The organism is Ruegeria sp. CDSA221 (assembly GCF_059611825.1).
On record NZ_JBXWPK010000004.1, the window covers coordinates 269963 to 294982 of the forward strand.

Genomic DNA, 25020 nt, shown 5'->3' on the forward strand with positions numbered 1-25020 from the left:
CAGGTCGGAATCTCTGCTGAATGAAAGTGCAAACCGCAACACCATGGAGAGAGAAAATGAGTTTCAGACCGATTTCCATTGGAACGCTAATGATGGCAATGGCGACCACAGCATCGGCGGAGTGGTCGTTCAGTTCCGGGCCTAATCCCAATGCATTTATTCAGACCGGAAACATGACGCTAGAGCTTCAGTGTAACCGTATTCGCTTTGCTCCAGCTGGATATGAGGACAGCCAGGACATTGCGGAGAAGCAAGGGCTTTCCTTTCGTTTTTTGAAGAACGGCACCACCGAGGTTGGGGCATTTCAGGTTGGCGCTGAAAACGCTGTGTTGCAGATCGTTGACAATTATCCCGTCGAGATCAGTTTCAATAGTCAGCAGGACTATGGTTTTGTATTGGACCAGCTTGCGGCCAATGCATCGGTTAATTTGTCGATGATTGATCAAGATGTCAGCTATGGAATCTTCGACTTAAAAGGTTCCCGCGCGGCAATTCGGTCCCTTCGTTCTGAGTGCGCTTCGGATGCCAGCCAGGGAGCCTCCTATGAAGCACCCGAAGGCATCGTCTATTGTGGAGGCGGTGCGATAAAACGCGTGATCGAACCTATGATTTTGGAAAACCCGGAGGGGGAGTGGGACGCGCGAGTGGCAGTCAGCGGCGAGTGGATCAGAGCCATGACGGCCTACAGTTACTTCGGAAACTCTGAGCCACCGGCCGGATTTGTCGTCGCCCTGCTTGGGGAAGACAGGTCCGAATTTCTGATTTTTAGCGAAGGCTCGGCAAACTGGCTGGAGTACGGGGACTACAGGTATGATCAATGCAATTGATGCCAGCCTCCAACCAGCTTCCCAAACAGTGCGCCAGTTGAAAGGTTTGGTTTCCGGGATTGTGCTTGTTTCGGGTCTAGTTTGGACCTCACCAGCTGCAGCGGCTGATGTTTCGCAACTTCCGCCTGGTTTTGCGGGCCCGTGACGCTGTACTGTCGAAGTCGATTATTATAATTGGGTTACCGCTGATGACCCGCGAAGGTATGGGGAGTCAGTGGCACTTCGACGATCTTGACGTCTACTACCAGAACTGTGTGACAGGCGGACCTGGTTCATTCGTAGTCCCGGTGCTTGACTGGCAGGGCTTTGCGGAGGGCGTACGAAGAAAATTGGTACTGGAAATTGGGTCAGCGCCAGCAATAGGAGAGGTTATGAAGGCGCAACTTGCCTCACCCTCAGACTGCCTGATTGGCGAGAAGATCTGGGAACGGAACCAACATATCTGGAGCGAACCCTAGAATCGGCCTTTGCATCAACCAGCCGTGGCTCGATACAAAAAAGCCAGCAGCAATATTCTAAGGGAAACTAGTTTTCCGCGCTTCCAATGGATCCGCACAAATGATGGTGAATCTTCGACACGGTGCGAGTAGACAAACTTATTGACATCGATTTGTACGAACCGAGCGAAATTTGTACGCTTATGGTTAATTCGCTAAGCTCTGCGACGGGCATTTCCAACTGCTAGATCAACCGTTCACTGCCGCTAAGACGACCGCTGACGATCGATTCCGGGGGCTGAAGACTGGTCGCTGGTGCTGGCGGGTTGGGTGGGGAGCGGACGTACACGCGTAGTACTGCCAGGAACTGGTTAGAGCCCAGAGTGACAGATGCTGCGCTAGCTAGGAATGGCAGCGGTGCGCTAATGTCGACTCTGCAAAGTTGAACGAACGGAATACACGGAACTTTTATCGCGCTCTCATCCGTTCTGGTGCAGAATTCTCCAAACCGGTCGATGATCGAATTCGCAGCTGGTGAAAAAAATCACGCTTTGACTGTCATCTGAAGCATTAGTCACTCGCTCAAAAGAGCCGAAAGCTGCTTCGCTCCCTTCTGAAGTATGCCCAGAAACGACATCAGACTGTTGACGTCATGACGTTGTGTCGGCGCGTGAACCGAAAGCGTGCCTACCAATCGGCCTTGTCCATCCTGAACGGGTACTGCTAGGGCAGTCATTCCGGTCATGAATTCCTCGTCATCGGTGGAATAACTATTCTCAGAGATACGTCGGATCTCCGATCGCAATGCCTTGGGATCGGTCAGCGAGCGTTCGGTTTGTGGTTGTAGATGTCCTGCCGAAAGAAACCCATCCAGCTTTCTTTGCCGTAGTGTGGACAGGTACATCTTGCCGCTGGCCGTGCAATGGAAGGGCACCTGTGTCCCGACCGGCAGTTGAATTCGCAGGGGCCACTTCGTTTCCACCCGGTCGAGATAGATCATGCCCTCGCGGTCTGGAATGGCGAGATTACATGTCTCGCCAACAGTTTCAGCCACACTGCGCAAGATCGCCAGTCGTGCAGTGCGCAAATGCTCGGACGACATGGTGTTGACCGATAGCAGTCGCAGCCGGTGTCCCGGGCCATATGATCTGCCATCGAGATCCCGCTGCAGAAACCCCTCGGCTTCTGCGGTTTGCAGCAGACGGTGAATTGTTGGCTTGGCCAGACCTAATGCCTCAATCAGATCCGATGGTTTTACGGAAACGCCACGCCGCGCCACCTCCTCGAGGATCAGCAGGAGGCGGAGGTTGGTCGGTATTTGAGTTTCTTTTTCTTGTGTTTCCGTCTCGGCCATCCTGCAACAGTCTAGTTATTTGGCAGCAGTATCAAGGCCAGATCGGGCACAAGCGACACTAAAATCCAAACCGAAAGAAGCGCCACCAGATAGGGTACCGTATACCGAAGCAACCGGAAATAGGGTACTCCTGTTACTCCTGAAGCCACATAGAGGTTCAGCCCATAAGGTGGTGTGATGAATCCAATGGACGCCCCCACAAGGAAGATCACCGAGAAATGGATTGGATCAATCCCAACCGAGGCCGCGATTGGCGCAAGAATTGGGGCGAGAATTATGGTTACAGGTAGGCTTTCCAGAACCATACCCGAGAAGAAGACAATCACCATCGACGTGAACAGAACCGCATAGTACCCACCCATCGAGGTTACAAAATCTCCAATGGTTTGTTGCGCGCCGAGCAATGACAAGATCTGTTGCATCACAACTGATATCGCGATCAGCGGCGCGAGGATGCCGGTGATCTGTGCCGAGCGGATGACGATCGAGGGGATCTCGGGGATCGTAAAGCCTTCGACCACGAACATTTCGGCGTAACTCTTCTCGGTTGGCGATATGTCGTTTCTGGCCCCCATAATCCGGTTGATCGGATAGCTGACCAAACCAGCGATCACACAGAAGCCAACTGTCACGCCCGCGGCTTCTGTCGGGGAAAACTTGCCTGTGTAGATGCCCCACAGCACCAGCCCAATGGCGAAAAATCCAAGCCAGGCGCCAAATGCCGTTTTCAGTACCCGGTTGAGCTGCAAAGGGATCAGATGGCCCCACCCGTTCATGCGGCAAATGATCCAGCACGCGAATTGCATACCAAAGACCATGAGCGCGCCCGGAAGAATGCCCGCCACGAACAACTCGGAAATAGGAAGGTTCATCAAGAAGCCATAGACGATGAAGATAATGGACGGCGGGATTATGATCCCTACAGTACCTCCTGCCGCAGCGGTCGCCGCGCTGAACCGTTCGTCATAGCCACCTTTGACCATCTCGGGGTGCAGCATCGAACCAATTGTGGCTGTCGTCGCCGAGTTTGATCCCGAAATCGCCGCGAATAACCCGCAGGCACCAAGCGATGCCATCGCCAACCCGCCACGTATCCAGCCCAGACAGGCATAGGCGAAATCGCTGAGCCTTCGGGCAATACCAGACTTGTTGATCAGGTCTCCGGTCAGGATAAAGAGCGGCATCGCGAGCAGGGCAAAGCCTTTGTTGAACACGTTCAACAGTTCGGCCCCCATATTGTCCAGCGTCAAGCCAAGGACGAATGAGCAGCCGATCACCCAATAGCCGATGACCAAAAACACCGGCACGCCCAGCATGAACAGAAAGGTAACCCCAAGTGAGATCAGTGTAACCAAAGTTCCGTCTGTCATCAGTCTGCTCCGATCACGGCCTGCTTGATCAGCGGCTCACCTGTTTTCCAGTTTTGCAGATCGTCGGCGAGGTTCTGAAACACACGCCCGATCATCAAAAAGAACGAAAGAGGTGCGGCCAGCAAAAACCACCACTGCATGATATTGTCCGTGCCGAGAACGATCTGAAAATTTGACGCCGATAACGCAACCAGTCGCGTGGTCGTCACGATGACGATCACCGCAAAGATGAACCACAGCACCGCATCAAGGATCAAACAGGCCAACTGCCCGCCTCGAGGCATTGCGGTGCGGAACTCATTGAAACTCAGATGCGTCCGCAGGCGAACATTGTACGTGGCCCCGAACCACGCCATCACCATAAACAACAAGGGAGGGATAGTGGTGGACCACGGTTCTTGATCGTTGAACACGAATCGGTCGATCACGCCCCAGAAAATGATCAACGCAATCGCGAGGTAAGAATATACCATCACCGACCGCTCCAGATGGCGCTCGATAAACGGCACTGTCCGATAGATCAGCATGATCACGAATCCGCCCATGGCTGAAACAACCGCGCCCAACACCCATGCGGCGTCCGATTCCAGCGCTGATTGAATCTCGAACGAATCCTGGCTGAGAAAGGCACTGAAGATCGCGCCTGTGTCTGCCCAAAACGACATGTACCCCGTCCTCCCAGTCGGTGTGTAATAGAACCGGCCCGCTTGGGGCCGGTTCGTCTTTTGTATCAGGCTTCGCCTTTCCACCAACGGCGAGGTTCTACGTTTTCCGGCAGGGTGTCTGCCGGAATCTCACGCGCGATGTCGTAGATTTCCTGATAGGTATCGATGCCACCGGCCCATTTGTTCAAACGCTCACGCCACTGCGCCCAAGGTTCGGGGTTGTAGTTCGGGGCGCACATCTCTTCGGCCAGTTTGATCTGATCATCTGGCAGGAATGCCGGACGTACTCCATTTTCGGCGAAGATAGTATCAGGCAGCTGCGGTTCCGAGAAACCGACGGTGTTCAGCAAAGCCGCTTCATTGGCACCTTGAATCAAAGCCTGCGTAAAGTAGGAAGACTCCATCACAGCATCCTGAAGCTCCCCGCCCAGACTGTCGAACACTTTGGCCGACATTGAGGTATGTTCAGTGCCGCAGAAGAATTTCAGGTTGACTGACTGCGACACCACTGGAGCCATGTTGGCATATGCGACGGCCGATGCCCACGTTTCAGCCCCGTCGATCAGCCCCGTCTTCAACGCATCCAGAGTTTCTTCCCATGCAACCGGTACCGGATTCAGGTTCAACAGCTGCATCGCAATGCGTCCCAGCTGTGTACCCGTCACACGGTTCTTTGTACCGAACAGCTCTTCCAGTTTGGTGACGGTCGGCTTGTCGGCAAAGGTCGATCCCATTTGCAGGCCGCGCAATTCACAGTGGGTAAACAGGAACTTCAGGCCGTGCCGTTTCTCCAGCGGATCACGCAGAATGCGCTGGCTCGCCGGGCTGTAGAAGAAGTGATACTGCGCTGCCCGGCTGGGGAACATGTAAGCATAGTCCAGCACGTTGAGATACGGCGCGCCTCCAGCCGAGTTCTGGGTCGAGGCCGCGTAAATATCAACAATGCCCTGCTGGGTTTTTTCAACACAGCTCAGCTGGCCGCAGATCTGGTTATCGCCAATGAACTCGATCCGAATTTCACCGTCCGTGCGCTCTTCCAGATCGCGTGCAAACTCGATCGCGCCGGCGCGTTCGATCAGCAGATTGCGGGTGTTAAAGCCCGATGCGCCGAATTTAAGCGTGTGCTTTGGCTCTTTCGAGAAGCGCTTTTCATAGGTTGATTCGGCTGCCTGCGCCAGATTCGCCAGGCTCATCGCGCCACCGAACCCGCCTGCCGCCAGCAGTGTCGAACTCATGCCATACCGCCCGGCCACACGAAAAAAATCTCGCCGGGAAATGCCACTTAGTTTCTTACCGATCTCCATTGCTTACCTCCCTGATCGCAATTAATGAGACGTTTTGTATCAAAAAAGGCTAGTATATTTCTCGCATCTTGCATAGAGTTTTTTTCAGTCGCGTCGGGAGGAGACAGTTATGGAAGTCGATTATGCGGTAGTCGGAGCAGGATCTTCGGGCTGTGTCATTGCCAACCGTTTGAGTGCTGATCCCAATACGACCGTCGCATTGCTGGAGGCTGGCGGTCGCGACACCAACCCGTGGATTCACATTCCGGTCGGTTATTTCAAAACAATGCACAACCCGTCGGTTGACTGGTGCTATCGCACTGAACCCGATCCGGGGCTTAATGGACGATCCATAGACTGGCCACGAGGCAAGGTGCTGGGTGGCTCATCCTCGCTGAACGGGCTGCTTTATGTCCGCGGCCAGAAAGAAGACTACGATCGCTGGCGGCAAATGGGCAATGAGGGATGGGGGTGGGACGATGTCTTGCCCCTGTTTAAACGCTGCGAAGATCAAGAACGCGGTGAAGATGAGTTTCACGGCATTGGCGGGCCTTTGTCTGTTTCGAACATGCGCATTCAACGCCCCATCTGCGACGCCTGGGTTGCCGCGGCACAGGCCGCAGGCTACCCGTTCAACCCCGACTACAACGGTGCTGAACAAGAGGGCGTGGGGTATTTCCAACTGACCACCCGCAACGGCCGTCGCTGCAGCGCGGCTGTGGCTTATCTCAAACCCATTCGAAGTCGTCAGAATCTGAACATCATCACCAACGCATTTGTGACGCGCGTGGTTTTGGACGGGAAAAAGGCGACCGGGCTGGTTTACCGGGACAGGTCAGGGGTCGAGCAAACTCTGAAGGTTCGACGCGAGATTATCCTGTCTGGCGGCGCGATCAATTCGCCCCAGATCCTGATGTTGTCGGGGATTGGAGACCCGGACCACCTCAAAGAAAACGGAATCGAACCGCTTCACACCCTGTCTGGCGTCGGTAAGGGCTTGCAGGATCATTTACAGGCGCGCCTGGTGTTCAAGTGCAATGAACCAACACTGAATGATGAAGTCCGCAGCCTGTTCAATCAGGCGCGCATCGCTCTGAAATATGCACTGTTCCGTGCAGGGCCTATGACAATGGCGGCCAGCCTCGCCACCGGCTTTATGAAAACGCGCCCGGATGTAGAGACACCCGATATACAGTTTCATGTCCAACCCTGGTCCGCTGACAGCCCGGGCGAGGGCGTACACCCGTTCTCGGCCTTTACAATGTCGGTCTGCCAGCTGCGCCCGGAAAGCAGGGGGGAGTTGCGCTTGAACGGCCCCGATCCGTCCAAACATGTCAAGATCATACCGAACTACTTGTCCACAGAAACAGATTGCAGAACCATCGTCGATGGCGTGAATATCGCGCGGCGAATTGCCAAGAAAGACCCTCTGGCCTCGAAGATTTCGGAAGAGTTTCGACCAACAGCAGATCTGAATTGCAACGACTATGACGCTACGCTGGATTGGGCTAGGTCGAATTCGACCTCAATCTACCACCCAACCGGCACCTGTGCGATGGGAAGCTCTGAGGCATCTGTTGTCGATCCTAAACTAAGGGTTCACGGACTAGAAAATCTGCGCGTGGCCGATTGTTCAATCATGCCCGAAATCGTCAGTGGCAACACCAACGCACCGGCAATAATGATCGGGGAAAAGGCGAGCGATTTGATAATCGCGGGTGCCTGACAGGCCCTCCATCTTGCCTGTGTGCGATGCAGAATGCCCAAAACACTCGCAACCGATGGATCGGTGTGCCAGTCGCGCAAGCTCAAGCTGTTCTGTTGATTATGTCTGATCGCAACTCGCACTTTGCCAACTCTTGTCTCATGACTGACCGTGATCTGGGAGGGCGACTCTTGGTCAACGATCTGTGCTGCATCCAGTTCAGATTCTGACGTCAAGCCAATCTCGCGAAACATGCATAAGCGGTCGCGGACACTACTTGCTTTTCCAATAGTTCAAATCGGAACGTCCACTTTCCTATTTTTGGCGTACAAGTACTTCACTTGCAGAGAGATATACACAGCTCTGGGTCGAGAGCCTGAGCCTGGCTACGGGCACTGCGTCGGTGAACCCTATTGGCCGCTAAGTCCCGCAACCCGGTCATTCACCAGTCTTCACCCAACGTCCGCTTTCATCTAAACCGAGCAACCTCTTGCATCTAAATAAAGAAGCAACTGCAGGAGTTTGATCCATGAAGTACCTGTCTGCCCTCGGCGTTCTCGCCGGGGGTTTTCTTTTGCACCCACCGCCCAAGGCTGTCCTGACGACGATCCGGCATCGTTGCCATAACCGTCGCTGTGTGAACCCGCGTCATCTGACCATCGGTGACCGCCGTGATAACCTTGAGGATGAGCGTGACCGGCAGGCGAACGGGGTCGATTGGGATATGCTATAGACCTGTGGCTATGCAGAAATCTCGACTTCGGAACAGCTAACCCGCTCCCCCCGCAACGTGGGAGGGGCACCCCCGCAGAACCCGCTATGATTGTTAACGGGTGGTTCGGGTGGCTGGGGCATAAACGGGGGCATTTCTCGGAGGGTTTAGCCCCAAGAGCCTGTTGTCGTTCTATGATCTGATGAACTGGCTGGGGTGGTAGGATTCGAACCTACGATACACAGTACCAAAAACTGCTGCCTTACCACTTGGCTACACCCCAACGGTGAGGCGCTATCTACGATTGTTGTTGGTAGGGTTCAAGAGCTTTCAGGTAAAAAATTAGGCCAGTTATAAAAAAAATTCAGAGCATCTTTCACGGGTCATGTTAGCAGCACCTCTTCCTGCCAGAAGGTGTTGAACATGGTTTGACGGCAACGGCTGTGAATTGGCCCTTCCGCCAATGAAGCATGACTCTGCGGACAGATGTTGAACGGCTGGGCCGGGCGAGGATTCGTCTGGCAGGCGGACAGGAAGCAGGTTTTCGATTGGTTTAACGAGGGCGAGTGGCAGTCGCGAATGTGGTCTTTCTGGCGCTGCACTCCTTTGTTGCGCCTCCTGCTTACGTAGGGCGGCCCAATGCCGAAGCAGATAACAAGAATAAGCAAGTTCGAGAGTGGCGGATCGGGAACTTCATTGCCGGTTGCTCTGAGATCAGCGCTACTCGCGAATCTCTGAGGGATCGACGCCCCAAAGGTTGGATTTCAGGGCCCAGCCACGATAGCCACCTGCAGAGATGCGACACCACTCGATCGTGCAGGTTCCAAGCCGCGCGACAACGCCGGTTTCAAACCGCGCACTGACCTGCGAGTTTGGGTCCGGGTTGGAATAGACCGGCAGCAAGTCGGATTCGATCAGTACTGTGCGCACGCCAGACAACAAGGCGTAATGGACCCACCCCCCTGCGCCATCGCGGTCCTGAACCTTTCTCCAGTTGCCATATTCCGCTGTCACCTGCAAAGGCATCCCACGCCGTTTGAACACCCAGTCGATTCGATGCGACAGGGATGGTCCTCTGCGCACGTTTCCCTCGGCCGCTTTCATGGAAACATACCGTGGCAAAGGCAGATTCGTGACCTGGCCGCGCTTATCCTGTGCGCTGGCCACTAAGGGACCAAGCACAAGCATAATTACTGAAAAAAGCGCCAGAATCCGGCGATTTACTGGTAGGAGAACACTCACTGACAGTCTGCTCTTATGCCTGTTAATTTTGCTTCGAAAAAAGGTTGGATCAATGCCCAGGGGTTCTTGTGCCCCGCCTTATCCTGCGCCACGATGCCATGACGCGCGAAAGTTTGCAAAGCAGTGGGAGTACACAGGTGCCTAGAGAACGTCTGAGTGTTGTCGTTACGCGACGGTTGCCCGAGGCTGTTGAAACCCGATTGAGCGAGCTTTTCGATGTCCGGTTGCGTGCGGACGACGCACCCATGACCCGAGAAGAGCTTGTAGCGGCCGTACAAGAAGCGGATGTACTTGTACCAACGGTTACAGACTCGATTGATGGCGGGTTGCTGGGGCGGGCGGGTGAAAGGCTGCGACTGATCGCCAACTATGGGGCAGGGGTTGACAATATCGATGTCGCAACCGCCCGTCAGCGCGGCATCCTTGTGTCGAATACGCCCGGTGTGCTGACCGACGATACTGCGGATATGACCATGGCGCTGATATTGGCCGTGACCCGCCGCATCCCCGAGGGGTTGTCCGTCATGCAAAAAGGGGACTGGCAAGGATGGTCACCCAACGCGTTGCTGGGTGGGCGGATCGGTGGGCGGCGTCTTGGCATTTTGGGGATGGGCCGGATTGGTCAGGCGGTTGCCCGTCGTGCCAGTGCCTTCGGAATGCAGATACATTACCACAACCGTCGTAGGTTGAGGCCGGAGACAGAGCAAGAGCTTGAGGCGACCTATTGGGAAAGCCTTGATCAGATGGTCGCGCGGATGGATGTGATCTCGGTCAACTGCCCGTCTACGCCTTCGACTTTCCACCTGATGAATGCCCGGCGGCTAAAGCTGATGAAGCCGAGTGCAGTGCTCGTCAATACGTCACGTGGCGAAGTAGTCGATGAAAACGCGCTAACCCGCCAAATCCGGTCAGGCGATATCGCAGGTGCAGGTCTTGACGTTTATGAACACGGAACGAAGGTGAACCCTCGCCTACGGCAGTTGGCGAACGTGGTTCTGTTGCCGCATATGGGATCTGCCACGCTTGAGGGGCGGATCGAAATGGGCGAAAAAGTTATCATAAATATCAAGACATTCGAAGACGGCCACCGACCACCGGACCAGGTTGTTCCGTCCATGTTATAGTAGGCGGCTTGGTGGCCAGACGATACAAAGTCAATTTTTCAGGAGGATACTATGAAACGAAGTCTGATTTCGGGATTGCTTTTGGCAACCATGACCTTTGCCGGGCCGTTGGCCTCTCAGGAAGCTGCGGATGCGGTTGCACCTGAGGGTGGTACTGACGGGCAGGTTCAAGGCCTGACCGCAGAAGTCATAGCCTCACTCGAAGCGAAATTGGCCGGTGAACCCGTGACGTCGCAGAACTGGATGGTGGCCGCGGCCAACCCTCTAGCGGTTGAGGCTGGGGCCAAGGTGCTGCGGGCAGGCGGTTCGGCGGCTGATGCGATGGTTGCCGTGCAGGTTGTACTTGGTTTGGTCGAGCCGCAATCCTCGGGCCTTGGTGGTGGTGCATTTCTGGTCTGGTATGATGCGGCCTCTGGCAAGTTGACAACACTGGACGGACGTGAAGCCGCCCCGCTTGAGGCCACCCATCGTCTGTTTCAGGACGAGAATGGCGAACCGCTGAAATTCTTTGATGCGGTTGTCGGGGGACTTTCTGTCGGCACACCCGGCACCCCGGCTTTGTTGGAAGAGGCGCATCGCCGCTGGGGCCGCAGTCCGTGGCCCGGCCTGTTTTCTGACGGCATTAATTTGGCTGATGAGGGTTTTTTGGTTTCCCCTCGATTGGCCAGCCTTGTTGAGAATGACGCGGAACGCCTGTCGCGATTTCCCGAGACAGCCGCGTATTTCCTGCCGGAAGGACAGCCGCTTGCACAGGGGCAGCGGTTGACGAACCCGGCCTATGCGGAAACGCTGCGCATCATGGCTGCGGAAGGATCGGCTGGATTCTACGGAGGAGAGATTGCCGCCGGGATCGTCAGCGCGGTTCGCAACGCGCCTGGGAATCCAGGCGTGCTGTCTGGTACAGATCTGGCGCTTTATCAGGTCATCGAACGTGACCCCGTCTGCGCCACCTACCGCGTTTATGAAGTCTGCGGAATGGGCCCGCCATCCTCAGGGGCGCTGACGGTCGGGCAGATTCTGGGCATGTTGAACGGCTATGATCTGGCAGCGTCAGGCCCCGAAGATATCAGATCCTGGCGGCTGATCGGGGATGCTTCGCGTTTGGCTTTTGCCGACCGTGGACGCTATATGGCTGACCATGATTTTGTCCCGATGCCGACACAGGGGCTGGTCGATCCTGCCTATTTGTCCGAACGGGGCGCGTTGCTGAGCGGTGAGGCCGCATTGATCGACGCCGTTCCGGGGAATCCCGAATTTGACCATGCCTCGAACTGGGCGGATGATATCTCGCTGGAACTTCCGTCGACCTCGCATATTTCGATCGTGGACCAGTATGGCAATGTGCTGTCCATGACCACGACGATCGAAAACGGCTTTGGATCGCGGCTGATGACCAACGGGTTCTTGCTGAACAATGAGCTGACGGATTTCTCGTTCAAAACCCACAGTGATGGCGTTCCGATTGCCAACCGTCTGGAACCGGGCAAGCGTCCGCGCTCATCTATGAGTCCGACCATTGTGATGCAGGACGGTGCACCGGTTCTGGCCATCGGGTCGCCGGGCGGAAGCCGGATTATCGGCTATGTTGCCACGTCGATCATCGCTTGGGCAGATTGGGATATGGATGTGCAACAGGCCTTGGCACTGCCGCATCTGGTCAATCGTTTCGGCACGTTCGACGTGGAACAGGGCACCGGGGCCGAAGGGCTTTCGGATGCGCTGACCGAACTTGGCTATGAGGTCAACGCGCGTGATCTGACATCAGGTCTTCATGCCATCGAGATCGGGGACATGCTGACAGGCGGTGCCGATCCGCGACGTGAGGGCATTGCGCTGGGCGAATAGTCTAGCGGCCAGTCAGAAAGGGAAAGCATGGTGCAGGCAAAGTCGCTTCGGCGAAACGAGGCGGGGATTGAAACGGTCGTCGGCATTCTGAAACAGCAATTCGGCGACCGTTTGCAAACGGGTCAGGCGATCCGCGAGCAGCACGGGCATACGACCACATGGATCGAAAACCAGCCCCCTGATGCGGTGGTGTTTCCGCATTCGACCCAGGAAGTCTCGGAAATCGTCAAGGCCTGCGCCACGCATAAGGTCCCTGTGATTGCCTTTGGCACCGGAACCTCACTGGAAGGGCATGTGAACGCGCCAGCCGGTGGCATTTCGGTCGATCTGTCTCAGATGAACAAGGTACTGGCCGTTCATTCCGATGATTTGGATTGTGTCGTGCAACCAGGTGTAACGCGAGAGGAGCTGAATACTCATCTGCGTGATCAGGGTCTGTTCTTTCCGATTGATCCCGGTGCGAACGCCTCGCTGGGCGGTATGGCGGCGACCCGTGCTTCGGGAACCAATGCGGTGCGCTATGGCACGATGAAGGACAATATCCTTAGCCTTGAGGCCGTGATGCCGGACGGGCAAATCATCCGAACCGGGCAGCGGGCCAGAAAGTCGTCGGCCGGGTATGACTTGACCCGCCTGATGGTAGGCGCAGAGGGCACGCTGGGCATCATCACAGAACTCACTCTGCGTCTGCAAGGCATCCCCGAAGCGATCACCTCGGTGCGTTGTGTGTTTCCTTCTGTCGACGCGGCTTGTCAGGCTGTAATGATGACGATCCAGTACGGCGTTCCCGTGGCACGGATCGAGTTGTTGGACGAGGTGTCGGTGAAGGCCGCAAACGCCTATTCGGGACTGGCCTTACCGGAAACCCCGCTTTTGCTGTTGGAGTTTCATGGATCAACTGGTGGTGCGGTCGAGCAGGCTGAGACATTTGGTCAGATCGCCGAAGAGTTCGGCGGCACAGATTTCGCGGCCACTTCGACAACCGAAGAACGCAACAAACTCTGGCAGGCACGCCATGATATGTATTGGGCCAGCTTGCAGTTGCGCCCCGGTGCGCGGGGCATATCAACCGATGTTTGCGTACCGATCTCGCGACTGGCAGAATGCGTGACTGCGACCCGGAACAAGGCCAAGGAACTTGGGCTTTTGGCGCCGATTGTCGGGCATGTAGGGGACGGTAATTTTCACACCTTGCTGTTGATCGACATGGAAAACGCCGACGAAGTGGCCAAAGCGGACGGGTTTGTTGGGTGGTTGAATGACCTTGCGATCGAGATGGAGGGAACCTGTACCGGGGAACATGGGATCGGGCAAGGAAAGCGGTCATACCTGGCCAAGGAGCTAGGGGCAGCGCTGACCTTTATGGAGGCGGTGAAAAAGGCGCTTGATCCCGACAATATCATGAACCCTGGAAAAATATTTCCGGCTCGGGACGGGTAAAAACCGCGCGGATTATTCCGTATCTAGGCCACAAGGATGCCTCAATTTTCAAAGATTCTGCGCGAAATAAGCAGTGAATGAATATTGAGGTAATTTGATGGACGCGTTGCGGCTGATCGGGTTTGCGCTGATTGTTGGATTTGTTGTCGCCGGGCTGGATTACTACCAGCAGGATAAGAAACAGGAAGGTACGCTGTCGGCAAACGGCTATGTGGAAACGCTCAAAACGCGGTTCGCCCTTTATCATGAAGAACTGGATGCCGAAGCGGCAGAGCGCGACCGCCAGAAGCGTTGGCGCGCAGGGGGCAAGCCCTATATGCCGGTCCCGGATTCAGAGCTTTCGCGTCGGGCAATAATGGACAGTGACTTCACGCTCGATGCGCGTGAAGGGGGGGGCTTGAAATCAGTCAGCGAGGCTGCGCGCCCGCTTGCCAGTAAGGTGGCCGTTCAAAAAGCTGAAATACAGGCCAAAAAACTGGATAAGGCAAGCTGGGTTTATGAAAAGGCTGGTCACACTTACTGGATTGAGATCAAACTGCGGCAGGAGGCTTCCGCGGATTCACTTGCAGGCAATATCGCAAGATCGATCGACTCGATGGATTTCGGTGCCAGCAACTATGCTCCGTTCGGTGTGATCGGGGGCGTTGCCTATTTTCAGTTCGTCGAAGCTGAGTACAGCCCGATCCATCTCGATGTCCGTAAAGTCTGGTCGATGATCACTGCCAAAGTGACGGATCTGACAGAGCCGGTTGGGTTCCAGATCTATACGGGCACCCTGGGTCTGGGTGAGGAAATACGTGTTGAGATGTACACGGATGCCCCGGAGCAGGATGTGCGCATATTCCTCAGCCAGCTTGACTATGATGGGATGAACGCGTTGCTTAGCCGACCGGTGCCTGGTGTAGGAAACGAGGCGGTTACCGACCCGGATGGCGGCATTGAGCGCGCCTTGCAAATGGCCGAAGTCCGGGTCGAGTTCACCCGGCTGCGCAGCGAGATTGCTCAGTTGCGGATCGAAAACATCAACGGGTTGGCCTTGCTTGCCAATACAATGGCGGCACAACACGGGTTGCCATCTGATGCTTTCGATCTGACGGCAAACAATATCCAATCCCCGGATGATTTGATCCAGATCGGGTATCGCAAAGGGTTGGCTGGCCTGGAAATTGAAAACGCAGATGCGGATGGATCTGGCGGCAGTGTTTTTGGGCGACTTTTCGGGAAGCTAACGGGTGGGTCGGAAGAAAAAGAGGTCGAACCGAAAAGCTCGAGCGGTTTGTTCGGCGGCCTGAAGTCGTTTTTTAAAGGTTCAGAAACTGCCGATGCTTCTGGGAAACGTGTGAACGAAGCATCCGAGATTCGTGTGAACAAGGGTGGCGCAGGGTCTTCGGGCAAATGCGCCTTCAAAGATGCGCGCAAGACCTGCTCGCTGTCTGGCGGCTGAGAAAGTTCAAAACTTTTAGGAAAAACGACCCCCAGATGTCTGAGGGTCGTTTTTTTTATATCACTGGTCGGATGAATGTCGCGCGGTGGGCGCTGATTGCGCCATATGGTGGCAACAGATTCCAAGGGGAGACACCCGGCTATGAAAACCCAAGTCAAAGCACTGGTCGTTGGCGGCGGCGCCGTCGGCACTTCGATTGCCTATCATCTGGCCAAGGCAGGCTGGGACGATGTCATGCTAATTGAGCGGGACGAACTGACATCAGGTTCGACCTGGCATGCGGCGGGTTTGCTGCCGCTGTTCAACATGTCCTATGCGACCACGCATATCCACAAATACTCGGTCGATTTCTACAAGCAGCTTGAAGATGAGACCGGCCTGAACGCGGGTTTCGCCGTGGTTGGCAACCTGCGCATGGCGCAGACCCAGGAGCGCATGGACGAATACATGCTGTACGCGTCCACCGCCGAAACCTGTGACGTTGCCTATGAATGGCTGACTCCGGACCAGATTAAGGAACGCTGGCCGCTGATCGAGACCTCGGACCTGAAGGGCGCGATCTATCACACCGAGGACGGCTATATTAACCCAGCAGACGTGACACAGGCGATGGCCAAGGGTGCGCGTCAACGCGGTGTTGAGATCGTTCGCAAGCTGCAGGCCGATGCCTTCCATTGGAATGGCACTCATTGGGAAGTCACCTGCACCAAAATGGTCGAGAAGGGCGGTAACCTCATTCCGTCGGATGAGCAGGTGGTTATCACCGCCGAGCATGTCGTGACCGCATCGGGCAACCACGCACAGCGGACCGCGAAAATGCTGGGCATCAAGATGCCCGCGATCCCGGTCGAACACACCTTCATCGTCATGGACAAAGACCCTGAGCTGGTCAAATGGCGTGAAGCGGGCAACCCCGAACACCCTGTTGTCCGCGATGCCGACAACGAATCCTACGCACGCGAGGAACGCGGCGGCTGGATTTTGGGGATCTATGAACATGGTGCGCCGGCGCAGTTCGAACACGGCGTGCCGGACAGCTTCCGTGCTGATCTGTTCCCGCTCGATCTCGACCGGATTGCAGATCAGTATATGGCAATGGCCGAGCGCGTGCCGTCCTGTGCCGAATCCGGCCTGAAAGACGATTTCAACGGCCCGATCTGCTACACACCCGACGGTAACCCGCTGGTTGGACCCGCGCCGGGTCTGCGCAATATGTGGCTGGCCGAGGGCTTCAGCTTTGGTATCACCGCTGCGGGTGGCACCGGTTATTATCTGGCCCAGATGATGGTCGATGGAGAAGCCGAGATCGACATGGCCTCGCTGGACCCCAAACGCTATAGCAGCAACTGGATGACCACCGAGTTCGCGGCGCGCAAGAACGAAGAGTGCTATGAGCACGTCTACATCCTGCACCACCCCGATGAAGAACGCGCTGCCTGCCGCCCGCTGCGGACTGTTCCGGCTTATGATCGTCAGAAAGCGCGTGGCGCACAGTTTGGCTGGGTTAACGGCTGGGAGCGCCCGAACTACTTCGGTCCGCTGGATGCACCCGAAAACTTCGACCATGATGCCCGCTCGTTCCGCCGCGGTGGCTGGTGGCAGCATGCCGTTGACGAAGCAAAGGCGATCCGCGAAGGCGTTGGCCTGATCGACGCATCGGCCTTCACAAAGCATGTCGTCAAAGGCCCCGGTGCGACCCAGTTCCTGGATTGGTTCACCTGCAACAAGCTGCCCAAGGTCGGTCGTATCAACCTGACCTACGCGCTGACCTCGCACGGTACCACCCGCACCGAATACACCATCGTCCGTAACGGCGAGAACAACTACTACATCGTCTCTGCCGGTGCCTGGACTGAGTACGACGCCGATTACCTGCGCAAGGCGGCCGAGGACAAGATGGAGGAGTTCGGTTACATCGAGATCCAGGATGTGACCACTCAGTGGGGCGTTTTTGCCATTGCCGGACCCAAATCGCGGGACGTTCTGAAAGAGGTCATCAAAGACGCCGTTCCGGAAACCGCACTGTCCAACAAGCGCTTCCCATGGTTGTCGGCCCGTCAGATCGAACTGGGCATGTGCCCGGTCAACGCGATCCGTGTGGCCTATACCGGTGAGCTGGGTTGGGAACTGCACCACCCGATTGAAATGCAGAACTACCTGTTCGACCTGCTGGAAAAAGCGGGTGAGAAGCATGGCATGAAGCTGGTCGGCGCACGCGCCCAGAACTGGCTGCGTCAGGAGAAATCCTATCGCGCCTTCGGCACCGAACTGGGCCGCGACGCGACCCCGCTGGAAGCCGACCTGCCACGCTTTGTTGACCTGTCCAAGGACTTCTATGGCAAGACCAAGCTGGAAGAGACCGGCGTGCGCGTGAAATGCTGCACCCTGCTGATCGACGGACCGGAGGATGCCGATCCGTGGGGCCGTGAAGTGTTGTATACGCCGGAAGGTGAACGCGTCGGTCGTCTGACTTCGGGTGGCTATTCAGTAGCCTTCGAGAAATCCATCGGCATGGGTTATGTAAAGCCCGATCTGGCGGTGGAAGGCACCAAGCTGAAGGTCAAGCTTCAGGACAAATTGTGGGATGCGGTCGTCACTTGCGATAGCCCCTATGATCCGAAAAACGAGGTCATCCGCAAGGACGGCTGATCTGGATAAGAACGGCGGCACCTTTTTGGTGCCGCCTTCAAATGCCCGCAGCACGCGGGCTTTTTTCATGCACTCAGCTCGTCGAAGCAGTCCAGCGCCTTAGAGGCGTACATCATCGACGGCCCGCCCCCCATCTGAACCGCCATGGACAGAACGTCCGAAACCTCGTCACGTGACGCGCCGGCTTTGATCAAAGCTTCGGTGTGCAGCATGATACAGGGTTCGCATCGGTCCGCTATGGATATGCCAAGAGCGATGAATTCTTTGGTCTTGTAGTCCAGCGTTCCGCCTTGCTTGACCGCCGCGCCAAGCGCACCGAAGGCGCGGGCGGTATCAGGGATTGCGCCGTTCAAATTGCGAAGACCTTTTCGCGTGTCGTTGATCTTTTCCTGCCAGGGCATGCTACATTCCATTTAACATCGTGTGTTTGGAATATGTTTAGTTGGCCTCGGTCGGGCTTTGATCTGGATCAGGTGTCAGATTTTTCCACGATGAAGGCCAGGTTATTTGCAGGCATCTCCGCGACTTCCAGGATTTTCAGGTCGTGATTGGCCAAAAGCTCAGAAACGTCTCCGTCGTTTTTATATCCGATTTCAGCATCCTGCTGGACCAGAGCTGTATGAAATCGTTGATCTCCCGCGCTGGTCAGGCGATTGTTGCGCATGAAAGGACCATAAAGGATCAACCGGCCATTCGCGTTCAGTGCTTGCGCTGCCTCGCCGACAAGCGTTTCCACTTCGGCCCAGCTGATCAGGTGCAAGAGATTGATCAGAACGATCAGATCCCTGCCGCCAAACGGCTGATGCCAACCCTCGATGGTTGCATCCAGAGCTTCTGCTTTGGACACATTCGGCAGGCCCGCGGTGTAGGCATTGATGCTGGCCCGCCGTTCGGATTCAACCTCACTGGGTTGCCAATGCATGCCGGGGCGGCATTCGGCAAAGGCTGCGATGTGCTGACCGGTGCCACTTGCCAGTTCCAGCGCTTGTCCGGTCAAAGGGGCGAACCGGTCCAGAAGGTCGCACAAAGCCCTGACGTTACGGCTGGCTGCCGGAGCGACCAACTGACCGTTCTCTCCTACAGTCGCGACGCTGGCGTTGGAGGGTAACGGGCGCTTGTTCATCTGTGCAACCTGTCTGGTCTCAGAGAGGCGATGGTCGCCGTGTCCAGACTTGATTGGTTGCCGACTGTCAGATCCGCTACCAGTTGGGATGCAGCAGGGGCCGTCTGAAACCCGTAACCACCCTGACCGGCAGACCAGATAAACGTAGGATCGGTCGGATCGGGCCCCAAAACCAGGCTGCCATCCGGTGCGAAACTGCGCAAGCCCGCCCAGTTGGTTTCGACCCGTGTCACAGGCTCGGTGACCATTGCCTCGTACCGGGCCAAGCCCTCGGCCAGAACCATGTCATCGGCAAATGCATCATGGGCGGCGGTCGGATCGGCATCGGCAGGTGAGACCAGCAATTTGCCCGCGTCGGGTTTAGCATACCAGCTTTCGCCCGCACCCAACATCATGGGCCAGGCGCGCAAGTCATGCCCGCCGGGGGCCGGGATACGGGCCATTGAGCGGCGGCGCGGCTGGATACCAATCGGCGCGATACCGGCCATCGCCGCGATTTCGTCAACCCAGGCGCCGGCTGCATTGACGATGTGTCGTGCCTCAAAGCTCTCAGTGGCCTCGACGATCCAGTGCCTATGTTTGCGAATTGCCGTGACGCTTTGCCGAGTCAGAACGGATCCACCATTCCCACGGATCGTCCGGGCGAAATCCTGCATCATGCGGTCGGTATCTATATCTTGTTCACTGTCGCTGTGCGCCGCGAACCCGACGGTTTCGGGGTTCAGGATTGGGATAAGGGATTGTGCCGCGTCAAAGGAAATCTGTCGGCCGCCAAGTTGATCGGCATCCCGGTGAAACACATCGTGTTGGTCTTTCCCGCCGATCAGAACCCAGCCGCGTGGCGACAGATAGTCATTCGTCTCAAAATGCGCTGCGCTGGCAAGGTTGAGGGCAATAACAGCAGGCGGACCATAGGCGGGTGCAAACATAGCCGCGGACCGGCCTGATGCGTGATAGCCCAGCGCCTCTTCGCCTTCGAGCACGGTGACCTGGCCGCGCTCTGACAACCGCGCGCCCGCGCTAAGCCCGGCAATACCGCCGCCGATAATCAGGAAATCTATCATGTCGCCCCTTTGCTGGCCGCAGTCGTGATTTTCTGACGTCGAATGCGCCCTGCACGACCGTAGAATTCTAATTGAGACTTTAAGCAGGGTTGAATTTGCGCATCAACCCATCCAAAGAAGTGGAAAGCATTTAGAGGAGGGCAGGGTGAGCACAGCAGATTTACACCCATTGGCCACGGGGCACATTCCGTCTTACGTGACCCAGGCGGATGGCAGCGATTTTCTTTTGACGGTCATGTTCATTTTCACGGTTGTGGTGATCATCCTGATCGGCGTTGGCTATTTCACCCTGCATTCGATCCCCGAAAAGCTCGCGCATGAATCCAACCACCCGCAGTTTCAGCTTGTGGGAATTCTTGCGCTGTTGGCTTTGTTCACTCATAACGGATTGTTCTGGATTGCAGCCATTCTGGTCGCCGGATTCCAGTTTCCCGACATAGGTGCGCCCTTGCGTGCCATTGCCGATGCGATCCGATCTTTGGCGCCGCAACCGCCTGCTGATCCCGATCCCGTTCCATCCCCCGAACCCGTCGCGCAGCAGGAGCAATAGGACATGCTTGAAACACTGATGTGCGCGCTGGTCACAGTGCTGCCCGATTATCTGTTCCGCCGCTTTGTGCAGGGAAAACGCATCGGGCATGAGATAACCCTGTTCACCATGTGGTACGAGCTGCGCTGGGGTCTGACAACCTGTGCCATTATGGCGCTGACCGTGATCACCACTCTGTTCTATTTTCACCCGGCCAGCAAAACTGCGGCCTCGTATTTCCGCACGGTGACGATCCTGCCGCAACTGGGTGGGCGAGTGTCCGAGGTCTATGTCTCCAACAATCAACAGGTTGTTGCTGGGCAGCCAATCTTCCGGATCGAGGACTTTACTCAGACTGCAATGGTTGAGGCAGCGCATGCGCAGATCGCGCAAGTTCAGGCATCACTGAAAGTCGCGGAGACCGATCTGGCCGAGGCCGCCGCCGGGATCGCTGGCGCAAAAGCGGCGCTGGATCAGGCGCTAGAGGACTTGCAACGCAATACGACCCTGCGGGACGAAGGGTCAAGCGCCGTCCGCCTGGCCGAGATTGACCGGCTGGAAAACCTTGTCGCTGAACGAGAGGCCAAGCTGGTTGCGGCTGAATCGCAACGCGCTGCCGTCGTACAGCAAATCGAAGAGCTGATCCCGGCCCAACTGGCCAGCGCCAATGCGAACCTGGATGCTGCTTTGACCGAGCTGGACAAGACTGTGATCAACGCGGGTGTGACGGGGAGGATCGAACAGTTCGGCTTGCAGGTTGGCGATTACGTCAGTCCTCTGCTACGTCCAGCAGGTATTCTTGTACCGTCAAATTCCGGGCATGACCGCTTTCAGGCTGCGTTCAATCAGATGTCGGCGCAGGTTATCAAACCCGGCATGGTCGGAGAGCTGGGCTGCATGACCAAGCCGTTCACGGTTATTCCGGTTGTGGTGGTCGAAGTTCAGGATGTGATCCCATCGGGACAAATTCGCCCGTCAGACGAGCTTAGAGACGTGCAGTCCAACAAGGTGCCGGGCTCGATCCTGGTTTATTTTGAACCGCTTTATAAGGGCATGGCGGATGATATCCCGCCCGGCAGCAACTGTCTGGCGAATGTCTACACCGATAACCACGAGCGGCTGGAGCATGAAGATTTGGGCTTTTGGCAATCTGCTTTCCTGCATGTGGTCGACACGATCGGCGTGGTTCATGCGGCGGGCCTGCGCCTGCGTTTGATCCTGATGCCGGTGAACACGCTGGTTCTGACTGGGCATTAACGGCTCTTACGTAGATCAGAATTTGCCGTTGTCATTCTTCCACTCGCTACGGGGCGCTATGGTTTCCATAGTGCCCCAATGCTCGACGATCACGCCGTCAGCGACCCGAAACAGATCATAAAAGCTGGTATGTTTTCCGTGACTGGCACCTTCGCTCATGCACAGGACGAAATTCCCTTCTGCCAGCACACGATGGACGCGGTGATACTGAACGATCAACTCCGCGTCTGATCTAGCTTCAAGCACCATGCGATAGGCGTCGATGCCGTCAACGCCATCGGGATCGTGTTGTATCAGGTTCGCATCAACAAACACCTTCATCCGCTGGGTTTTCCGGTCTATCAGGACCGTTTGCGAGAAGTTGCCAACCAATTCCCGGTTCTGTTCGGTTCTGTCAATATCCGTGATTTCAGTTGGCCCATCAAGCATGCCGCGTCCCGAAGCGTTTGGGCCGCGCAGGGGCTGAATGTTATCCCAGTGCTCAACAGCTTTGCTGTCTTCAAACCGAAAGACCTCGAACGCGGCCTTAACTTCGGCAAAATCATATTCGTTATGGGCAAAAGCGAATTCGCCATCTTCAAAAACGCGAACAAATTTAACCTTGGGATTTGTTTTCGACAGGCGGGCAAACAACGTGGCCAGCCCCTCGCTGCCTTCATGGGTCTGGGGATTGTGCTGGATGTATTTTTCTTCGTTGACGACGGTTGCGGCCTCGGCATCCCCGGTTTCGATACCTTTCAACAGTTTCTGCAGCAATTCGCGTTTTGAATTCATCTGGTCCTCGTTGATCGGTAGAGCCGCGGATCAATGTGCTTGGCGCTGGTTTCGGGCTATCGAAGATCAAGAGTGGCATAAAACAGGTGGCAAAATCAAAAAAGGCCCGCACATGGCGGGCCTTTCTGCGTTATCCTGTGCCGCCTTACTGCGGAATCTCACCTTCCAAGCCTTCGACATAGAAGTTCATGCCGGCCAGTGTACCGTCGTCTGCGGTCTCGCCTTCGGCCAGCCAGTCACTACCGTCCTGCTTTTTCAGCGGTCCGGTGAAGGGGTGGTATTCACCCGCGGCCATGGCCGCTTTCAGCGCCAGTGCCTCTTCTTTGACGTCAGCGGGAACCGCGTCCGAGATTTCGCCGATTGCAACCATGCCTTCGCGGATGCCATCCCATGTATTGGCGCTTTCCCATGTGCCATCCATGACGGCCTGGGTCCGTGCAATATAGTAAGGCGCCCAGTCATCGATGATCGACGAGACGCGCGGGTACGGAGCGTATTCGCTCATGTCCGAGGCCTGGCCGAAAGTGATGACGTTGCCCGCCTCTTGCGCAGCTGCTTGCGGTGCGGTCGAGTCGGTGTGCTGCAGGATCACGTCCGCGCCCTGTTCGATCAGAACAGTGGCGGCATCTGCTTCTTTCGCCGGATCGAACCAAGTGTAGGCCCAGATGATCTTGAACTCGACATCCGGGTTGACCTTCTTGGCGTGGATATAGGCCGAGTTGATTCCGCGGACCACTTCGGGGATCGGATAGGACCCGATATAGCCAACAATGTTCGACTTGGTCATCTTGCCCGCGATATGGCCCTGTACCGCACGACCTTCATAGAAACGCGCCGAATAAACCGAAACGTTGTCGGCTGTTTTGTAGCCGGTCGCGTGTTCGAACTTCACGTTCGGGAATTTCTTGGCCACGTTGATGGTCGGATCCATGTATCCGAACGAGGTGGTAAAGATCAGGTCTGCACCTTCCAGCGCCATCTGGGTCATCACCCGCTCTGCATCCGGGCCTTCGGGCACGGATTCAACAAACACGGTTTCGACTTTGTCGCCGAACTCTTCCTCAACCGCCAGACGGCCCTTGTTATGTTCATAGGTCCAGCCGCCGTCGCCCACCGGGCCGACAAATACAAAGCCGACCTTGGTTTTGTCTTCGGCTATGGCAGTAGTTGCCAAACCCAGCGCCATGGCGGCGCTTGCCAGAAATGTAGTAATTTTCATGTGTTACTCCCCAAGTTGGTTCAGTTGTCCCCGTCTAATGCGAGGCATGGAATATCCGGCCGAGTGAGGCAGGTGCGCTGCTTTTGTCGGCGGAAAGGATCACAAGCACAAGGATCGTGATGATGTAGGGCGACATTGCCAGATACTCGACCGGGATGGCAACGCCCGCTGCCTGCAAATTCAGCTGCAACACGGTGATACCGCCGAACAAATAGGCACCCAGCAGGGCGCGCCATGGCTTCCAACTGGCGAAGACGACCAAGGCCAGGGCGATCCAGCCGACACCGGCTGTCATGCCCTCGGTCCACTGTGGCACCCGGATCAAGCTGATATAGGCCCCACCCAGCCCGGCACAGGCACCGCCGAACAGGATCGCCATGATGCGGATCTTGATCACCTTATAGCCAAGCGCATGCGCCGCATCGTGGTTTTCACCTACCGCGCGCAGGATCAGTCCGACGCGAGTGTATTTAAGCGTAGCCCAGACGGCCGCTGTCAAAGCGATGCCGACATAAAGGATCGGGTCATGCTGAAACAGGATCGGGCCGATCACCGGAATATCGCTGATCACCGGGATATGGATATCGCCCATGCTGGGGGGTTTGACACCCACATAGCTTTGACCGAGCAGGGCGCTGAACCCTAAACCAAACAGAGTAAGCGCCAGGCCGCTGGCAACCTGATTGGCCAGCGCCACCTGCGTCAGCAGCACAAACAGCAGGGACAGTACTGCACCGCCTATGGCGGCGGCGACAAAGCCCAGCCAGGGCGACCCAGTCTCGACCGAGATCGCAAAACCGCTGATCGCGCCAACGATCATCATGCCCTCTACGCCAAGGTTCAGAACTCCTGCTTTTTCGACGACCAATTCACCGATCGCGGCCAGAAGCAGGGGGGTTGCAGCCACCATAAGTGACGCGACCAGAAGTACGGGATTAATCTCACCAAGGTCCATGA

The 25020-nt window shown here is 56.3% G+C and carries 22 protein-coding genes and 1 tRNA gene; 11 read left to right on the forward strand and 12 right to left on the reverse strand.

The window, feature by feature from the left end:
- The first annotated feature begins 56 nt into the window (after positions 1-56).
- A complete protein-coding gene (locus tag AC2FJ5_RS08350; RefSeq protein WP_496705453.1) occupies positions 57-827 on the forward strand; it encodes a hypothetical protein in 771 nt (256 codons plus the stop codon).
- Positions 828-934: 107 nt separating this feature from the next.
- A complete protein-coding gene (locus tag AC2FJ5_RS08355) occupies positions 935-1285 on the forward strand; it encodes a DUF1194 domain-containing protein (RefSeq protein WP_496793069.1) in 351 nt (116 codons plus the stop codon).
- Positions 1286-1838: 553 nt separating this feature from the next.
- Here the strand turns inward: AC2FJ5_RS08355 and AC2FJ5_RS08360 are convergent.
- The 4 genes from AC2FJ5_RS08360 to AC2FJ5_RS08375 form a co-directional block, all read right to left on the reverse strand.
- A complete protein-coding gene (locus AC2FJ5_RS08360; protein ID WP_496678596.1) occupies positions 1839-2618 on the reverse strand; it encodes an IclR family transcriptional regulator in 780 nt (259 codons plus the stop codon).
- 11 nt (positions 2619-2629) lie between these two features.
- Entirely contained in the window at positions 2630-3988 is a 1359-nt protein-coding gene (locus AC2FJ5_RS08365) for a TRAP transporter large permease (protein WP_496701159.1), read from the reverse strand.
- Positions 3988-4653 (reverse strand): TRAP transporter small permease, encoded by a 666-nt coding sequence (locus tag AC2FJ5_RS08370; protein WP_142638249.1) that lies wholly within the window; start codon positions 4651-4653, stop codon positions 3988-3990. Before AC2FJ5_RS08370 ends, AC2FJ5_RS08365 begins: the two co-directional genes overlap by 1 nt.
- Before the next feature lie 65 nt (positions 4654-4718).
- Complete coding sequence (locus tag AC2FJ5_RS08375) at positions 4719-5957, reverse strand: TRAP transporter substrate-binding protein (RefSeq protein WP_142638251.1); 1239 nt, start codon at positions 5955-5957, stop codon at positions 4719-4721.
- 109 nt (positions 5958-6066) lie between these two features.
- On the opposite strand from AC2FJ5_RS08375, the gene AC2FJ5_RS08380 reads away from it, so the two are divergent.
- Both AC2FJ5_RS08380 and AC2FJ5_RS08385 read left to right on the forward strand, forming a co-directional pair.
- A complete protein-coding gene (locus AC2FJ5_RS08380; RefSeq protein ID WP_496793070.1) occupies positions 6067-7662 on the forward strand; it encodes a GMC family oxidoreductase in 1596 nt (531 codons plus the stop codon).
- A gap of 508 nt (positions 7663-8170) precedes the next feature.
- Positions 8171-8374: a hypothetical protein gene (locus tag AC2FJ5_RS08385; RefSeq protein ID WP_496692260.1), complete on the forward strand. Its 204-nt coding sequence runs from the start codon at positions 8171-8173 to the stop codon at positions 8372-8374.
- 187 nt (positions 8375-8561) lie between these two features.
- On the opposite strand, the gene AC2FJ5_RS08390 is transcribed toward AC2FJ5_RS08385, so the two are convergent.
- Both AC2FJ5_RS08390 and AC2FJ5_RS08395 read right to left on the reverse strand, forming a co-directional pair.
- Positions 8562-8636 (reverse strand) — tRNA-Gln (locus tag AC2FJ5_RS08390).
- A 437-nt stretch (positions 8637-9073) separates the two neighbouring features.
- Positions 9074-9541 (reverse strand): SH3 domain-containing protein, encoded by a 468-nt coding sequence (locus AC2FJ5_RS08395; RefSeq protein WP_282022367.1) that lies wholly within the window; start codon positions 9539-9541, stop codon positions 9074-9076.
- 191 nt (positions 9542-9732) lie between these two features.
- On the opposite strand from AC2FJ5_RS08395, the gene AC2FJ5_RS08400 reads away from it, so the two are divergent.
- From AC2FJ5_RS08400 to AC2FJ5_RS08420, 5 genes are all read left to right on the forward strand, one after another.
- Complete coding sequence (locus AC2FJ5_RS08400) at positions 9733-10719, forward strand: 2-hydroxyacid dehydrogenase (protein ID WP_496729275.1); 987 nt, start codon at positions 9733-9735, stop codon at positions 10717-10719.
- A 51-nt stretch (positions 10720-10770) separates the two neighbouring features.
- Positions 10771-12564, forward strand: a complete 1794-nt coding sequence (ggt, locus tag AC2FJ5_RS08405) for a gamma-glutamyltransferase (RefSeq protein WP_496793071.1) — start codon at positions 10771-10773, stop codon at positions 12562-12564.
- A 27-nt stretch (positions 12565-12591) separates the two neighbouring features.
- Positions 12592-14004: an FAD-binding oxidoreductase gene (locus tag AC2FJ5_RS08410; RefSeq protein WP_496793073.1), complete on the forward strand. Its 1413-nt coding sequence runs from the start codon at positions 12592-12594 to the stop codon at positions 14002-14004.
- Between the two features lie 97 nt (positions 14005-14101).
- Complete coding sequence (locus AC2FJ5_RS08415; RefSeq protein ID WP_496793074.1) at positions 14102-15448, forward strand: hypothetical protein; 1347 nt, start codon at positions 14102-14104, stop codon at positions 15446-15448.
- Between the two features lie 141 nt (positions 15449-15589).
- A complete protein-coding gene (locus AC2FJ5_RS08420) occupies positions 15590-18097 on the forward strand; it encodes a GcvT family protein (protein WP_496793075.1) in 2508 nt (835 codons plus the stop codon).
- A gap of 65 nt (positions 18098-18162) precedes the next feature.
- On the opposite strand, the gene AC2FJ5_RS08425 is transcribed toward AC2FJ5_RS08420, so the two are convergent.
- The 3 genes from AC2FJ5_RS08425 to AC2FJ5_RS08435 form a co-directional block, all read right to left on the reverse strand.
- Positions 18163-18498, reverse strand: coding sequence for a carboxymuconolactone decarboxylase family protein (locus tag AC2FJ5_RS08425; protein WP_142638962.1), 336 nt, complete (start codon positions 18496-18498; stop codon positions 18163-18165).
- Positions 18499-18566: 68 nt separating this feature from the next.
- Entirely contained in the window at positions 18567-19220 is a 654-nt protein-coding gene (locus AC2FJ5_RS08430; RefSeq protein ID WP_496793076.1) for a DUF938 domain-containing protein, read from the reverse strand.
- On the reverse strand, positions 19217-20284 hold the full coding sequence (locus tag AC2FJ5_RS08435; RefSeq protein ID WP_281973636.1) for an NAD(P)/FAD-dependent oxidoreductase: 1068 nt from the start codon (positions 20282-20284) through the stop codon (positions 19217-19219). Before AC2FJ5_RS08435 ends, AC2FJ5_RS08430 begins: the two co-directional genes overlap by 4 nt.
- A 145-nt stretch (positions 20285-20429) precedes the next feature.
- Here AC2FJ5_RS08435 and AC2FJ5_RS08440 point away from each other — a divergent pair, with 145 nt between their 5' ends.
- Together AC2FJ5_RS08440 and AC2FJ5_RS08445 are read left to right on the forward strand one after the other, a co-directional pair.
- Positions 20430-20834 carry a hypothetical protein gene (locus tag AC2FJ5_RS08440; protein WP_142638956.1) on the forward strand — a complete coding sequence of 135 codons (405 nt, stop codon included), beginning with the start codon at positions 20430-20432 and terminating at the stop codon, positions 20832-20834.
- Between the two features lie 3 nt (positions 20835-20837).
- Positions 20838-22070 (forward strand): HlyD family secretion protein, encoded by a 1233-nt coding sequence (locus AC2FJ5_RS08445; RefSeq protein WP_496703855.1) that lies wholly within the window; start codon positions 20838-20840, stop codon positions 22068-22070.
- Between the two features lie 15 nt (positions 22071-22085).
- Here the strand turns inward: AC2FJ5_RS08445 and AC2FJ5_RS08450 are convergent, their stop codons facing one another.
- The 3 genes from AC2FJ5_RS08450 to AC2FJ5_RS08460 form a co-directional block, all read right to left on the reverse strand.
- Positions 22086-22844 carry a nuclear transport factor 2 family protein gene (locus tag AC2FJ5_RS08450; protein ID WP_496793078.1) on the reverse strand — a complete coding sequence of 253 codons (759 nt, stop codon included), beginning with the start codon at positions 22842-22844 and terminating at the stop codon, positions 22086-22088.
- Positions 22845-22989: 145 nt separating this feature from the next.
- Entirely contained in the window at positions 22990-24063 is a 1074-nt protein-coding gene (locus AC2FJ5_RS08455; RefSeq protein ID WP_281973637.1) for a BMP family ABC transporter substrate-binding protein, read from the reverse strand.
- Between the two features lie 34 nt (positions 24064-24097).
- Positions 24098-25018: an ABC transporter permease gene (locus AC2FJ5_RS08460; protein ID WP_142638949.1), complete on the reverse strand. Its 921-nt coding sequence runs from the start codon at positions 25016-25018 to the stop codon at positions 24098-24100.
- Between the last annotated feature and the right edge of the window lie 2 nt (positions 25019-25020).

Coding starts and splice junctions, on each gene's coding strand:
- AC2FJ5_RS08350 (WP_496705453.1), top strand. CDS start 57: ATGAGTTTCAGACCGATTTCCATTGGAACGCTAATGATGGCAATGGCG.
- AC2FJ5_RS08355 (WP_496793069.1), top strand. CDS start 935: ATGTTTCGCAACTTCCGCCTGGTTTTGCGGGCCCGTGACGCTGTACTG.
- AC2FJ5_RS08360 (WP_496678596.1), bottom strand. CDS start 2,618: ATGGCCGAGACGGAAACACAAGAAAAAGAAACTCAAATACCGACCAAC.
- AC2FJ5_RS08365 (WP_496701159.1), bottom strand. CDS start 3,988: ATGACAGACGGAACTTTGGTTACACTGATCTCACTTGGGGTTACCTTT.
- AC2FJ5_RS08370 (WP_142638249.1), bottom strand. CDS start 4,653: ATGTCGTTTTGGGCAGACACAGGCGCGATCTTCAGTGCCTTTCTCAGC.
- AC2FJ5_RS08375 (WP_142638251.1), bottom strand. CDS start 5,957: ATGGAGATCGGTAAGAAACTAAGTGGCATTTCCCGGCGAGATTTTTTT.
- AC2FJ5_RS08380 (WP_496793070.1), top strand. CDS start 6,067: ATGGAAGTCGATTATGCGGTAGTCGGAGCAGGATCTTCGGGCTGTGTC.
- AC2FJ5_RS08385 (WP_496692260.1), top strand. CDS start 8,171: ATGAAGTACCTGTCTGCCCTCGGCGTTCTCGCCGGGGGTTTTCTTTTG.
- AC2FJ5_RS08395 (WP_282022367.1), bottom strand. CDS start 9,541: ATGCTTGTGCTTGGTCCCTTAGTGGCCAGCGCACAGGATAAGCGCGGC.
- ggt (WP_496793071.1), top strand. CDS start 10,771: ATGAAACGAAGTCTGATTTCGGGATTGCTTTTGGCAACCATGACCTTT.
- AC2FJ5_RS08410 (WP_496793073.1), top strand. CDS start 12,592: ATGGTGCAGGCAAAGTCGCTTCGGCGAAACGAGGCGGGGATTGAAACG.
- AC2FJ5_RS08415 (WP_496793074.1), top strand. CDS start 14,102: ATGGACGCGTTGCGGCTGATCGGGTTTGCGCTGATTGTTGGATTTGTT.
- AC2FJ5_RS08420 (WP_496793075.1), top strand. CDS start 15,590: ATGAAAACCCAAGTCAAAGCACTGGTCGTTGGCGGCGGCGCCGTCGGC.
- AC2FJ5_RS08425 (WP_142638962.1), bottom strand. CDS start 18,498: ATGCCCTGGCAGGAAAAGATCAACGACACGCGAAAAGGTCTTCGCAAT.
- AC2FJ5_RS08430 (WP_496793076.1), bottom strand. CDS start 19,220: ATGAACAAGCGCCCGTTACCCTCCAACGCCAGCGTCGCGACTGTAGGA.
- AC2FJ5_RS08435 (WP_281973636.1), bottom strand. CDS start 20,284: ATGATAGATTTCCTGATTATCGGCGGCGGTATTGCCGGGCTTAGCGCG.
- AC2FJ5_RS08445 (WP_496703855.1), top strand. CDS start 20,838: ATGCTTGAAACACTGATGTGCGCGCTGGTCACAGTGCTGCCCGATTAT.
- AC2FJ5_RS08450 (WP_496793078.1), bottom strand. CDS start 22,844: ATGAATTCAAAACGCGAATTGCTGCAGAAACTGTTGAAAGGTATCGAA.
- AC2FJ5_RS08455 (WP_281973637.1), bottom strand. CDS start 24,063: ATGAAAATTACTACATTTCTGGCAAGCGCCGCCATGGCGCTGGGTTTG.
- AC2FJ5_RS08460 (WP_142638949.1), bottom strand. CDS start 25,018: ATGGACCTTGGTGAGATTAATCCCGTACTTCTGGTCGCGTCACTTATG.